Genomic DNA, 13807 nt, shown 5'->3' on the forward strand with positions numbered 1-13807 from the left:
AGAGAGGAGTTGGTGTCGTATGGCTCGAAGAGAACTCAGCCAGGACCCCCGCGCTGTGAAAACGCGGAACGCGATCATCAAGACAACTACCGAGTTGTTGAATGAGCACCGGGTTGAGGACATCACGGTGTCCCAGATTGTGAACGCGGCAGGGATGAGCCGCCAGGTTTTCTACGAGCACTTCAAGGACCGCGACGCCGCCGTCAAGGCAGCAATCCAGCGCGCGCTGGCCCCGGCGGTGAACGATTACATCGAGACGTATAAGAAGACCGGCGAGATGCCTCCTGCGCTGGAGGCGCTGTTCTCGCAGCTCGCCGAGGTTCGTTGCCTCTTGAGCCACGTGATTAACGGCCCGGCCCACGCCACGCTGATGGCTTGCTTTACAACGCCCGAGATGCCAATGCTGCACGACATGGTGACGGCGATGCGCGCCGAGGTCGTCCCGATGACCGACGAGGAAGCTGCCGACGTGGCTTCTTACCTGTGCTCCGGCGCGTTTTCGATCTTTATGAAGTCGGCGACTGAGTCCGAGAATTACGAGGAAGCCGTCAAACGCGCAATGAGCGTGTTCGGAGTGTTCGGTAGGGCAATGAGCTTGCCTCAGTGAGGTATCCTGCATTCATGACACCACGTGAACTTAGTATGGACCCGCGCGCGGTTCGTACGCGCACGGCGTTACTGAACGCAACGAAGGAACTGCTGCTCCATTACCGGGTGGATGAGCTTTCGTTGTCCCAGATTGTGAAGTACGCGCAGGTCAGCCGCCAGGCCTGCTACGAGCACTTTCACGACAAGGACGCGCTCATCCTGGCTGCGGGGTGCGACATTTGCCTCCCTGCCTACGAGTCTTTCGTCAATGACATCGTGATCGACGAAACGTACCCGGACCAGGTGGCGCGGCTGGTGAAGCACCTCGAGCGCTACGACAAGGCGGTCAAGCATCTGATCAACTCCTCGGTGCACGGCCATCTCAACGACAAGATCTGCAACATTCTGGCGGACGCCTACCTGAAGAAGATCTACACCCAGATCGAGTCAGGCGAAGAAATTGCTCTGACGGAGGAAACGCTGCGCGACACGGCCCGCTTCATGGCTGCCGGAACACAGGACATCCTGATCGACGGCATGCTGCGCGACCGCGAGCATGAAGAAACCGCGCAACGCGTAGAAAACGTTCGCGCGGCATTAGATCTCGTGATCGGCGCGCTGCGCGCCACCAGTGGTGGGGCAGCGGACGAGCAGTAGCATCGCTATCCTCGCTGGGGAGCTGGGGCGCCGTCTTCTGCGGCGTCCCAAATTTTTTCGTCCAGGATGCCTTCGCGCTTCGCCACGATGGCGGCGACGACGGCCTGGCCGGTGACGTTGACGGCGGTACGTCCCATGTCGATGATCGGCTCGATGGCCAGCAGCAGGCCCACGCCAGCCAGCGGAAGGCCCAGGGTGGACAGCGTCAGCGTGAGCATGACGGTCGCGCCGGTGGTGCCCGCGGTCGCCGCGGAGCCGAGCACGGCCACGATCACGATGAGCAGGTAGTCCGTCGCGCCCAGGTCGAGGCCGTAGAACTGCGCGACGAACAGGGCCGCGATCGCCGGGTAGATGGAGGCGCAGCCGTCCATCTTTGTGGTCGCGCCGAGCGGCATGGCGAAGGCCGCGTACTCGCGCGGCACGCCCATCGACTCCTCGACGGTGCGCTGGTTCACCGGCATCACGCCCATGGAGGAGCGGGTGACGAAGCCGAGGGTGGTCACCGGCCACACGCGGCGGAAGAAGCCACCGACCGGCACCTTATTGACGGCCAGTACCGCCGGGTACAGCACGAAGATCACGAGCGCGAGGCCCACGTAGATCGCCAGCACGAACTGGCCGAGATTGCCCAGAGCCTCCCAACCGTAGGTGGCCACGGCCTTACCGATGAGCGCCGCCGAACCGATTGGGGCAAGGCGGATGATCCACCACAGCACCACCTGGATGACCTCCAGGAAAGAGGCGGAGAACTGCAGGAACGGCTCCGCGGCCTTGCCCGCCTTGATGGCGGCCACGCCGATGAGCAGAGAGATCACCAGGATCTGCAGCACGTTGAAGTTCACCGAGGCGCTCGTCTCCGAGACCTTGACACCAAGCCCGAAGAAGTTCGACGGGATGACGGTGTTCAGGAAGCCGAGCCAGGAGCCGGAGCCGCTTGGTTCGGCGGCGGAGGAGGCGTCGACAGACGAGTTCGCGCCGGGCTGCATGACGGTGCCGACGATGATGCCGATGATCACCGAGAAGAACGCGGTGATGGCGAACCACAGCAGGGTCTGCCAGGCAAGGCGCGCGGCGTTGGTGACCTTGCGCAGGTTCGCGATAGAGGTGACCACCGCGGTGAACACGAGTGGCGGGATGAGTAGCTTCAGCAGCTGCACATAGGCGCTGCCGACCCAGCTGAGCGTCTCGCTGAGCCAGGTGATGTCGTTGGCCGCGGCGATGAGCCCGAGGATGAGGCCGATGATCAGGCCGGCGATCACTTGGGCGCCGAACCCGGTCATCCACTTTGGAAGGTGCATGAAGCTCTCCAGGTGTAGATTTATAGACTAATCGGTATTAAACGAAGCTAAATTCTACACCTATCCTCTAGAAACGCGTCAAATCTAAACTAGACAGAGCGGTTCACGTAGCACTTTATCCAGTGCAACCGCGCGCGCGATGTCCCGCACGATCTCGCGGTGCGAAGGGATCATGCGCAGCTTCGGGGCGCGCTCGGCCTCGCTGACCACCGTGCGCGCGAACGTGGCGGGCGCCTGCGGGTCGTCGATGAAGGCGCTGCCGGCGACGACGACGGTGCTGGGGGTGTGGGCGTCGGCAAGCGTGGCCACGAGTGAGCCGAGGCCGCGTGCGCGCTGGTCGAGCGCCTGGCGCGTGGCCGACTGCTGCTCCGCGAGCGCGACGACCTCCTGCAGTGACTGTACTGCCGACTGTCCGATGGCGTTGAGGAGCCCCTGCGTGGTCAGGTGATCGCTGGCGACGTCGATGGCCATCACGCCGGTCGGGGTGGACATTGCGCAGGCCAGCGAGTCATCGGCGAACAGCGCCATCACCGGCGGGGTGTCGATGTCCAGGCTCGACTGCATCTCCGAGCCGACGATCGCCTGGCTGATGGAGACGACCTCGACGGGCACGCCGAACTGCTCCCGCATCTGCTGGCGGATCGGCACCCCGTGCCAGCCGAGGTTTGCCGCGGTGACCTCGCCGTCCTCGTTGACGGTGCCCGAGGTAGTCACGCCGACGGTTGCGAGCGGGCGGCCCATCCCGGCGCTGAGGCGGTGTAGCCCGGCCATGATGTGCTGCACGAAGTCATCCGGACTCATGTGTGCGACGGGGATGTCCACATCGATGCTGCGCAGGGTGCGCCCCTTGAGGTCGAACAGCGCGATGTAGGTGCTCAAGGTGCCGACGGCCACCCCGGCGTACAGCGAGTTCGGTTCCCCGAGCTCGAGCGGCATGGTGGGCCTGCCCCGGCCGGTGGACTCGGACAGGTCGCCGCGTTCCACGATGTAGCCGGAGTTTGCCAGCGCGGTGACGGCGCGGGTGATGGTGGGCTGCGAGAGGCCGGTGGCTGCGATCAGGTCTCGTCGCACGCACTGTTCCTGCAGGCGAATGAGGTGCAGGCACTTGGCGGCGGGGGTTGTTGGGTGATGGAACGCTGTCCGTGTCGCAGGCATGTGAATATATGTACCGGTAGTAGACCGCTTTGTCCAGTTATCGAGCTAGAGTGGGCCGTCTCGGTAGACAATGCGGTTTGTATGGGGTGTAGAGGTGCACATTCAGCGTGTCCCTCGGTTACACTGCCTACCCATGACCAATCCTTTGCTTGAGGAGCACGCATCCCAGTCAGAACGCGAGCCTTCGCTACTCGACGCCACCTGCGAAGACTTTCTCTACGACCTCGCCGAGCTGATCCCTACCCTGGCAACGGAGATCGGCCTCGAAGGCCACGACTGCGACCTGCAGGACTTCAGCCCCGAGTACTACGGCGAAGTCGCCGACCGCATCCGTGACGTCGTCGCCGACGTCGACGCGCTCAACGACTCCACGGACGCCTCCGACGACGAAGACGACTTCGACGACGTCGACAATCTCACCGCTTCGCTGCTGCGCGACCGGATGGCATTCAAGTTGGAGCTGCACCACCAGGGCGAGGACCTGCGCCAGCTCAACAACATCGATTCGCCGGTGCAGACCATCCGCGACTCCTTCGCGCTGATGCCGAAGGTGAGCAAGGAGGACTTCGAACACATTGAGGCGCGCCTGTCCAAGGTGCCGGCGGCGCTCGCGGGCTATCGCGCGTCGCTTTCGGAGGCGGCGTCGGCAGGCAATGTGCCTGCGTACCGCCAGATCGAAGCCGTGATCAAGCAGTGCGGCGACCTCACCGACGACGACAGCGTCTTCGACCAGCTGGGTCTGCCGGAGGACTCGGCCGTCGTCGAAAAGGCGAAGGCTGCATTCGACGAGATGGCCACCTGGCTGTCCACCGAGCTCGCGCCACACGGCCGCCACGACGACGCCGTCGGCCGCGACCGCTACGAACTCTTCTCCGAGTTCTTCTTGGGCCGCGGCATCAACCTCGACGAGGCCTACACCTGGGCCAAGGAGCAGCTGAAGGAAACCGTCGCTGAGCAGCGCGCGCTCGCGCAGAAGCTCTACGGCCCGGACGCCACCATCCTGGGTGCGTACAAGCGTCTCAACGAGGAGGAGCGCTACACCCTGCGCGGCACCGACGCCCTGCTGGAGTGGATGAACTCCGTCAACGAGCAGGTCATGCGGGACCTCGACGGCGTTGACGTCACCATCCCGGAGGGCCTGCACAAGGTAGAGTGCGCGATTGACCACGCCGGTTCCGGCGGCATCTTCTACACCCCGCCGTCCGACGACCTGATCCGCCCCGGCACCATGTGGTGGTCAGTGCCGGAGGGCCAGGAAGTGTTCCACACCTGGCAGGAGCTCACCACCGTCTTCCACGAGGGTATCCCGGGCCACCACCTGCAGATCGGCACCGCGCTCATGCAGCGCAACGACCTCAACCTGTGGCGTCGCACCGCGTGCTGGAACTCCGCACACGGCGAGGGCTGGGCGCTCTACGCCGAGGAGCTCATGGGGGAGCACGGCCACTTCGACGACCCAGGCTTCCGCATGGGGCTTCTCGACGCCCGCCGGCTCCGCCTCGCCCGCGTCATGATCGACATCGGCGTCCACCTCAAGAAGGCCACCCCGGACGGCACCGGCGTGTGGGACGCCGCCTACGCCAAGGCGTTCCTGCGCGACAACTCCGCCATGCCAGAGTCCCACATCGCCTTCGAACTGGACCGCTACCTGGGCTGGCCGGGCCAGGCGCCGAGCTACGCCATCGGCTACCGCGACTGGTGCTCACTGCGCGACAGCGCCCTGGAGCAGGGCATGACGCTGCGCCAGTTCCACGACAAGGCGCTCAAGTTCGGGTCGATGCCGATGGACATGCTGGCCCACGAGGTGCTCAACCACCACGACTAGCCTGCTAGCCGTTGCGTTTGCGATTCTGCCAGTTGACCAACTTCGGCAGGTAACCCGCGAACAGCAGGATGCAGATCAGGCGGATCAGCTGGACCGCCACGACCGCCGGGCCCACCCCGCCCTCCGCGGTGAGTGCCAGCACCGTCTCGAGTGCGCCTGGCGTGGTGGCCAGGTACCCCTCGTAGAAGCTGATATTCAGCCACAGCGCCAGCAGCCAGCCCAGTCCGGCGCAGGCTGCCATGAGGGCGGCGATGTAGACGATCGTGATGGGCAGCAGGCGGGAGAACTGCTTCAGGGCAGGTACGGATAGGCCGCCGCCGCACGCCCAGCCAATGCACAAGAACGCCGCGATGTTCAGCGGCTCCGGCGGAACGATGACCACGTCCATGAAGGAGCCGACCACTGCGGTGACGATCATCGGGCCGAAAATCGACGGGTTCGGGATGTGCAGCACCTTCGCGATCGGCTGCCCAACCGCCACCAGCGCCGGCACCAGCAACCACATCCACCAGTAGGGCTCCAGATGCTCCGTGGCGGAGGCGTGCTTGGTAGTGAGCAGCCCCGCCACCACCGGCAGCGTCATCGACACGACGAGCAGGCGCAGGTACTGCGTCAGAGCGACGTAGCGGACGTCGGCACCAATCTCCTTCGCGATGACCGGCATGAGCGACGCACCGCCCGCGAGCAGCGACAACACCCCGGTTTCCTGCGAGATTCCCTTGCGCGCGAGCACCGCGCCGCCCACGTAGGCCAACCCGATCATGCTCGCCGCGGCCAGCAGGCCGGGCAGCAGGAACGGCAACAGCGTCTTCGGGGGGATGCCCACCAGTGGCAGCGCCGCCAGTACGCCGATCACGCCGCGGGTGCACGTGAACAGGAGCTCGTTGATGGGAAGGTCGCGCCCGCTGCGCAGCGCCACCGCGCCCGATGCGACGATCGCCCCCAGGATCCACGCGGCCGGAAGGTGCAGCGCGCTGAAGGCCCAACCGAGCGCGATTGACACCGGGACGACCACACACCAACGAAGCATGGCTGTTGATATTACTCTTTAGTGCATGATTGTCGCCCTGCTGATTGCATCACTGACCGCCGGCTGGATTGACGCCGTCATCGGCGGCGGTGGCCTGGTGCTCATCCCTGTGCTGATGTCCACCACCGGCATGCCTGCCGCCGCCGTCCTGGCGACGAATAAGTTCGCGGCGTTCACCGGCACCTCCTCCGCCGCGGTCACCATGGTGCGCAAGGTTGGGGTTCCGCGCTGCACGTGGGGCTTCGCGCTCGCCGCGATGTGCGCCTCCGCGGGCGGTGCGCTGGCCGTCGCGCTCGTCAGCGACTCCGTGATACGCCCACTCATCATTGTGTTACTGCTGGCAGTGGGCATCTTCGTGGTGTGTAAGCCCTCGTTTGGGTCGGAGGGCAACCGCATCATCACGCCGCGCCGGGTGGCGCTCGGCGTCGCGGTGGCCCTGCTCGTCGGTGGGTACGACGGCGTCTTCGGCCCCGGCACCGGCATGTTCCTCATCATGGCGTTTACAGCTGTGTTCTCTCAAACCTTCCTCGAGTCCGCGGCGATGGCGAAGGTGGTCAACACCGCGACGAACATCGGCGCGCTCGGAGTGTTCATCGCCGGGGGCTACGTGGACTGGTCGCTGGCAATCGCGCTCGCGATCGCGAACGTCATCGGCGCGCAGCTCGGCGCGCGCACCGTGCTGCAGGGCGGGTCCAAGTTGGTCCGAATCGCCTTATTGACGCTCGTAGTTGTTCTATGCGCGCGGCTTGGGTGGCAAGAATTCGTGCAATAATGGCGGCGTGGAAAAGCAGCAGAAGATTCTTAGGCCGGCCCGTAGGGCAGCAACCGAGCAGAAGATTTTCGCGTCGGTGCTCAGCATCGCCCGCGATCGCGGATTGCACTCTGTAACGATCGACGAGGTTGTGGCGGATTGTGGTGTCGCAAAGACGACGATCTACCGCCGCTACGCTGACCGCCGCGAGATGATCACCGCGGCGCTGGACTCAATCGCGCTCCAGATCCCGATCTACCTCCCCACCACGCGCGCAGAGTTCGTAAAATACATGATTGACCTGCAGCGCTACCTCGACGAGACGCTGGGTGTGCGGCTGATCGGCTCCATCATCGCCAGCGCAGAGCCTTTCGTGTCGCAGTGGCGTCTGCGCCTTGAAACCGAAATCCTCGAACGGATGGTGGAGGGGATCCGCAAGGGGATGGACGAGGGCCTGTATAACCCGAACATCAACCCGTACGCCTTCGTGGGCATGCTGCTCGGCGGCATTGTTATGCGCCAGGCGTTCAGTGAGGCCTCCGCCGAGCGGCACGCCGAAAATACCGCGACGGTCCTGTGGCCACAGCTAGCTGTGGACCCGGACCGCCGAAACGATTAGAGCTGCTGAGAGCTGACTAGAGCTGCAGAGAGCCGTTGGCCAGGCCGACCACGGCTGCGATAGCGCCCGCGATCACGATCGCCACCACAACCCACTCGAAGCTGTTGAAGAGGCGCTCCTTGTTCGCGATGCGCGTCCACACGTACGGGATGATGCCCGGAACCACGGCGAGCGCGCCGAAGAGCACGTAGACCGGGTCGGCGGCGTAGATCAGCCACATCGAGTACACGAAACCGACCGCGCCGACGATGAGGTGGCGCTGGTTGTCGCTGCGGCTGACCTCCGGACCGGAGTCGTCGAAACGCACGCCCGCGTTCGGGTGGTTAAGCCCCTTGCCGCGCACCGCGAGCAGGATGAGGTACAGCGAGGAGAAGATGTACGGCAGCAGGTACATGATGGTCGCCAGCTGCACCATCGCGTTATAGGACGTCTCGTTGGCGAAGAAGATGATCACGAACAGCTGGATCACCACGGTGGAGATCAGCTGCGCGCGGAACGGGGAGCCCGCTTTGTTGGCCACGCCGAGCGACTGCGGCAGCAGGCCGTCGTTCGCCATGAGCACGATCGGCTCGGCACACAGCATCTGCCAGGATACGTACGCGCCCAGCACCGACAGACACAGGCCGATTGAGATGAACACGCCGCCCCACGGGCCGACGACCGCCTCAAGCACGGCACCCATCGAGTTCTCCGGCAGCGCCGCCAGCTCCTCCTGGGTGAGCACGCCGTAGGAGAGCGTGGACACTAAGACCAGCAGCAACAGCACCGACAGGAAGCCGATGATGGTCGCGCGGCCCACGTCCTTGCGGGTTTTCGCCTGCTTGGAGTACACGGAGGCGCCCTCAATGCCGATGAAGACCCACACGGTGTAGAGCATGATGCCCTGCAGCTGCTGCGAGAACGGGATGGCCGAGCCCTCGCCCCAGAAGTCCAAGGTGAACTTGTCCCAGGAGAAGCCGAGGAAGGCGACCAAGACGATGAAGCAGAGGATCGGCACCAGCTTGGCCACCGTGGTGACCACGTTCATCACGGCAGCCTGCTTCACGCCGCGGGTCAGCATGATGAAGATGCCCCACGTCATCACGGATACCGCCACAGCCAGCACCCACCGATTATTCAGCGGGGCGAAGTAGTAGGCCACCGTGGAGAAGAACAGGGTGGCGTAGCCCACCTGTGCCATCACGGAACCCAACCAGTAGCCCAGTCCAGAGGTGAACCCGATGAAGTCGCCCAGGCCAGCGCGTACATAGGAGTACACGCCCGAGTCCAGGTGCGGTTTGCGCCGCGCCAGGATCTGGAACACGAACGCGATGGAGAGCATGCCCACCCCGGCGATAACCCAGCCGATGAGCATTGCGCCGGGGCTCGCCACGGAGCCAATATTTTGCGGCAAGGCGAAGATGCCGGAGCCAATGGTGGAGCCAATAATGAGCGACACCAGCGTCCACATGGTCACCGTGTGTGATTGGGCATTAGTCATGGAGAATAAGTTACCTTATGATGAGAGCCGTGAAGCGTCGAAGGAGGTCGGTCATGCGTGGCCGGATTACAGCTGCTGCGTGTGCAGTCATGCTTGCCTGCACCTCCCCACATGCCGTGGCGGTAGAAACTGCGCACGGACAGGCGATCGTGCAGGGCAATTACCCCGTTACAACCGTAACTATCGGTAGTACGGAAACACTACCCCCACCACTGCCCAGGGGCCAAGCCTGGTACAGCGGCACGAGTATCCCCAGCTGGGCGCACCTTTCTGAAGCCGATGGCTCCATCGAGCTGACGCCATCTGTCGGCGTCGATCCTGGCGATTACCAGTGGCCAGTCGTTGCCCACTACGGCGACGAATCCACGGAAATCATCCCGGTCCGAGTCACTGTGGCGAACCCGGGAACGGATGAAGGCGTGGCACCGGACTTCCTGAAGCCGCTCGGTTTTGAGCAGATCACGCCGAAGTGTTCCAAGACTTCCTTGGCAGTGGGCATTCCGCTGCTGGCACTGATCCCGCTCGGCTTTGCCACCCAAATGGGGCTACCAATCGTTGCGGTGCAGGACAGCGTTAACCTGCAGATTACAAACCTGGCGAAGCCGGTGAACATTCACCTCAAGCCGCGCCAGTACAACCGCCGCAATGCGGACCTCGGCATCGCGTCGGTGCTGACGGTCGCTGGCCTTGTCGGCGGCGGCATCATTTATTCAGCGTGCGCTTCGTTCGAGCAGTAGGCGTCGCCGTCCACGGGTCCTCCGGCCACGGGTGCTTCGGGTAGCGCCCGCGCATCTCCTTACGCACGTCCTGGTAGGGCCCGTTCCAAAAACTGCGCAGGTCGTCCGTGACCGCCAGCTCGCGCCCAGCAGGGGAGAGTAGGTGGAACAGCACCCGCTGCCCGCCAATCACCGGCGAGTCCGCCAGCCCGAACGCCAGCTGCAGCTTCAGCCGCACGACGGGTCGGCCCGTCGAGTAGTCCAGCTTGCCTTGCGCGATGCGCGTCGGCGCCAGCTCGTCGAGCCGCGAAGCCTCGGGCCACGGCAGTTGCCGCATCAGCGCCTGTCGCATGTCCAGCTCTCTTATCGACGCCCCCCTGGCCAACTGCGCCACCTCCAGCGAGTAGTCGCCCTTGGTCACGTCCGGCCACGGCTCGCCGATGGTGGCGTGCAGGAAATCGAGGCGCTGCTTGAGGGCGGTGGCGGCGCTATCAAGCGCGAAATCTTCGAAGCTGATGTCGCGCAGTGCCTCTTCCACCTCGTGGGGCTCGGGGCGGATCGGGGTGGCGCTCAGTTCGATGGCGCCGATGGCTTTGACCCTGCGTGCGCGCACTTTCCCGTCCACCAGTGATGCGCGCACGTGCTCCTCGACGCGCTCCTGCGGCATCGCAAGCGGTTCCGCCGCGCGGATCACCGCACCCCGCGCAGTGCGCTGCACCTCTGCGGCCGCGATCCACTCCGGGGCGCCGATCGGCACGTCCAGCCGCGCCCTCGTTCCTGAGGCAAGCAGGTACTCGCCCCCGTCGCGCTTGGCCACCCACTGGGGGTACGCCGCCGCGATCACGTCGCCAGGCGCCACCGGCGCTGACTGGTGTACGAGTCTGGCCAGGCGTTTCGCGGGCTGGTCGGCGAGTTTGGCCACCGTGTCCGCAGCGCCCGAGCCGAACTTCACCAACGCGGCCCCCAGCCGCGGATCCACCGGCATGCGCACCAGCTTCTCACCGAGGGCGGTGATGCGGTGCTCATCGTCCAGCGCGCCGATGAGCCGCAGCGTCTCCTGTGCAGCGGCCAAGTGGTGCGCCGGGGGAGGGTCCAGCAGCGGCAAGTCTGGCGACGCCCACGCCGCCAATTGCAGCGCCGCCTGCGTGAGGTCACTCGTCGCGATCTCCGGCGCCACATCCGGTTGAAAGTGCTGGTAGTCCGTCTCCGAGTAGGCCCGCACCACCGTGCCAGGCCCCAGGCGACCGGCGCGGCCCGCCCGCTGGTCCGCACTGCTTTTCGCCGCAGAGACCGTCACCAAGCCCGTCATCCCGCGGGCATCCCGCCGCGGCACCCGGGTAAGCCCGGCATCCACCACGCGGCGCACACCCGGCACCGTCACCGAGGACTCCGCAACGTTCGTCGACACCACCACCGCAGCATCCCCGTAGAGCGCGGCGTCCTGCTCCGCGGAGGACAAGCGGCCGTGGAGCGGAGTGGCGTCGTCAAGAAAGCTGGCGACGAGCTCCACCTCCCGCACCCCCGGCACGAACACCAGGGTGCGCTCCGGCGCCTCCGCGAGGGCGGCCACATGCCGGTAGAACTCGCGCGAACCCTGCATCCGCCCAGCGTGCGGAGCATATGTGACCTCGACGGGGTAGGTCGCCGCCTCCGTGGACAGCACCTCGGCGCCCATGTGGTCGGCGAAGCGGCGCGCGTCCAGCGTCGCCGACATGGCGCACAGGTACAGGTCATCGCGCAGCAGGGCAGTCTCCATGCACATGGCCAGCACCAGGTCGGTGTCCAGGCCACGCTCGTGCACCTCGTCGATGATCACCGCGTTGACGCCCTCCAGGCCAGGGTCCTGCAACAGGCGGTTCAGCAGCACACCCGGCGTCACAAACTCCACCAGCGAACCATCCCGATGCTCACCACGAATGGAGTAGCCCACCCGCTGCCCAAGCCGCGACCCATCCAGGTCCGCCAGCCGCTTCGCCGCCGAACGCACTGCCACACGCCGCGGCGCCGTCACCAGCGTCTTCCCACACACATTTGCCACCGCCGGTGGCACCAGCGTCGTCTTACCCGTCCCAGGCGGCGCCTCCACCACCAGCGGCCCGGTGCGCGGCAGCTCCCCAATCACCTTCGCGACGGGCAGCCCCTCCCCAATCTTGCCCAGGTCAAACGCGTGCTCAGGCATCCTGCGCAAACTTTCGCTTCACGACGCCCGGCACCCCCGCCACCAAACAGTCATCTGGCACGTCCTTCGTCACCACCGTGCCGGCGGCCACCACGCAACGATCACCCACCGTCACGCCAGGCATCACCATCGCACCCGCCCCGAACCAGCAGTCCTTCCCAATCCGAACCGGCTTCGCGATCTCCCACCCCTCAGCCCGCTTCGCCGCATCCTCAACCGGGTGACCCACCGTAATCAGCTGGCAGCCCGGCCCGAACACCGACCCGTCCCCGATGGTCACCTCCGCAATATCGAGGATGACGCAGTTGAAGTTCATGAAGCACCCCTTGCCGAACCGGGTGTTCAGCCCGAACTCCACATGCAGCGGCGCGAACAGTCCCGGCACGTGCTCACTGTTGGAAAACACCTGCCGCAACAGCTCCTCCGCCCGCGGCTGATCGGTGTTGCCCAGGGCGTTGACCTGGCGCATCAACTCCCACGTCCGGGCGTGTTGGGCGTCGGCCTCCTCGCCGCCGGGGAGGTACCACTGACCTGATCGCATCTGCTCCATCGAATACATACCAGCCAGGGTACCGGGGTGTGTAGCCCCTACGGCCCTGCCTGCCGCTCGGCTTACCGCCCCCGCCCGTCGAAAAAGTTCCCCCGAGAACCGTGATGCGGGGAACGATCTTCATGGACAGGCGTCGCGAACTGGGGAAACGGCAGCGTCGGTCGACCGGAGTGGGCTCGAAATCCAAAATGGTTCCCGAGCGCGGGAACTTTTTCAAAGAGTATCGGTGCGAGCCGAGAAGGGACAGAGCATTGAGGGGTTTCGGTTGACAGGGGGACATGTCAGGGGGACAATGAGTACAACACAAAACATGGTGTTGTGATGTGTTGTTGTGTTGCAAAATAGAACCACCCTCCAGGGTGTTTGAGGACCTGGAGGGTGGCGAGGGACACACTACATGAGAGCATTCTGAAGGAGCGGCCAAACTGCTTCAGAAGCGCGGGTGAATCCAACGGTTAGCGCAAGTAACCACACCCACGGGATGCGAAGATTGAATTTCCATCTTCGCATCCCTTTCTCTTTAGTTTTCTGTGTCTCTCAATTTGGGGCTTAAGGGACATTTTGTGTGTTTTTACGGCGTGTCGCGATAAGGGACATTTTGTGTGTGTTTAGCTGCGTCCAGCCCACCCTTTTCTCACGCCTAAGCTGGGGTTCCACTGATGATCAATGCCGGTATCGAGGCTTAAGGGACATTTTGTGTGTAACTAGCCGCGTCCAGCCCACCCTCTTCTCACGCCTAAGCTGGGTTCCACTGATGATCAATGCCGGTATCGAATTCTTTCGGCCCGTCGACCTCTTCCCGTCGACCTACTCCGGTTTACCAACGCAGGTCAGCGCAAAATCGGCAAAATAGCCCCAAAATCATCCAAATCACCGCTGACCTGGGTTGGTCGACGCAATGAGGTCGACCGGAACCCCCGATACCTCTATGCGACCAGAATTGTGCACGTCAAGGGCTT

General features: G+C 64.4%; 12 protein-coding genes. 6 read left to right on the forward strand and 6 right to left on the reverse strand.

The features are described from left to right. The first annotated feature begins 19 nt into the window (after positions 1-19). Positions 20-607: a TetR/AcrR family transcriptional regulator gene (locus KBP54_RS00435; protein WP_070479015.1), complete on the forward strand. Its 588-nt coding sequence runs from the start codon at positions 20-22 to the stop codon at positions 605-607. A gap of 14 nt (positions 608-621) precedes the next feature. After that, positions 622-1245, forward strand: coding sequence for a TetR/AcrR family transcriptional regulator (locus tag KBP54_RS00440; RefSeq protein ID WP_083290935.1), 624 nt, complete (start codon positions 622-624; stop codon positions 1243-1245). Positions 1246-1250: 5 nt separating this feature from the next. Here the strand turns inward: KBP54_RS00440 and KBP54_RS00445 are convergent, their stop codons facing one another. Both KBP54_RS00445 and KBP54_RS00450 read right to left on the reverse strand, forming a co-directional pair. Next, entirely contained in the window at positions 1251-2543 is a 1293-nt protein-coding gene (locus KBP54_RS00445; RefSeq protein WP_070363318.1) for a dicarboxylate/amino acid:cation symporter, read from the reverse strand. 84 nt (positions 2544-2627) lie between these two features. Continuing rightward, a complete protein-coding gene (locus KBP54_RS00450; protein WP_070363317.1) occupies positions 2628-3698 on the reverse strand; it encodes an ROK family protein in 1071 nt (356 codons plus the stop codon). A gap of 133 nt (positions 3699-3831) precedes the next feature. On the opposite strand from KBP54_RS00450, the gene KBP54_RS00455 reads away from it, so the two are divergent. After that, positions 3832-5523, forward strand: a complete 1692-nt coding sequence (locus tag KBP54_RS00455) for a DUF885 domain-containing protein (RefSeq protein WP_070363316.1) — start codon at positions 3832-3834, stop codon at positions 5521-5523. 4 nt (positions 5524-5527) lie between these two features. Here KBP54_RS00455 and KBP54_RS00460 read toward each other — a convergent pair whose 3' ends face one another. Beyond that, the gene (locus KBP54_RS00460; protein WP_070363315.1) at positions 5528-6553 is read right to left on the reverse strand and encodes an AbrB family transcriptional regulator; all 1026 of its coding nucleotides are present in this window, start codon (positions 6551-6553) and stop codon (positions 5528-5530) included. A 25-nt stretch (positions 6554-6578) separates the two neighbouring features. Between KBP54_RS00460 and KBP54_RS00465 the strand changes: the two genes are divergently transcribed. Further along, complete coding sequence (locus KBP54_RS00465; protein ID WP_252931184.1) at positions 6579-7325, forward strand: TSUP family transporter; 747 nt, start codon at positions 6579-6581, stop codon at positions 7323-7325. A 7-nt stretch (positions 7326-7332) separates the two neighbouring features. Continuing rightward, positions 7333-7923 (forward strand): TetR/AcrR family transcriptional regulator, encoded by a 591-nt coding sequence (locus KBP54_RS00470; protein WP_168156206.1) that lies wholly within the window; start codon positions 7333-7335, stop codon positions 7921-7923. A gap of 16 nt (positions 7924-7939) precedes the next feature. On the opposite strand, the gene KBP54_RS00475 is transcribed toward KBP54_RS00470, so the two are convergent. Further along, complete coding sequence (locus tag KBP54_RS00475; RefSeq protein WP_070479009.1) at positions 7940-9403, reverse strand: basic amino acid/polyamine antiporter; 1464 nt, start codon at positions 9401-9403, stop codon at positions 7940-7942. 53 nt (positions 9404-9456) lie between these two features. On the opposite strand from KBP54_RS00475, the gene KBP54_RS00480 reads away from it, so the two are divergent. Beyond that, the gene (locus tag KBP54_RS00480) at positions 9457-10140 is read left to right on the forward strand and encodes a Rib/alpha-like domain-containing protein (protein WP_070479007.1); all 684 of its coding nucleotides are present in this window, start codon (positions 9457-9459) and stop codon (positions 10138-10140) included. On the opposite strand, the gene KBP54_RS00485 is transcribed toward KBP54_RS00480, so the two are convergent. Both KBP54_RS00485 and KBP54_RS00490 read right to left on the reverse strand, forming a co-directional pair. Beyond that, on the reverse strand, positions 10106-12298 hold the full coding sequence (locus KBP54_RS00485; RefSeq protein WP_070479006.1) for an ATP-dependent RNA helicase: 2193 nt from the start codon (positions 12296-12298) through the stop codon (positions 10106-10108). The two genes, KBP54_RS00480 and KBP54_RS00485, sit on opposite strands and share 35 nt — an antisense overlap. Next, entirely contained in the window at positions 12291-12857 is a 567-nt protein-coding gene (locus KBP54_RS00490) for a sugar O-acetyltransferase (protein WP_070363310.1), read from the reverse strand. Before KBP54_RS00490 ends, KBP54_RS00485 begins: the two co-directional genes overlap by 8 nt. Between the last annotated feature and the right edge of the window lie 950 nt (positions 12858-13807).

Source organism: Corynebacterium pseudogenitalium (genome assembly GCF_024453815.1).
Lineage (GTDB): Bacteria > Actinomycetota > Actinomycetes > Mycobacteriales > Mycobacteriaceae > Corynebacterium > Corynebacterium pseudogenitalium.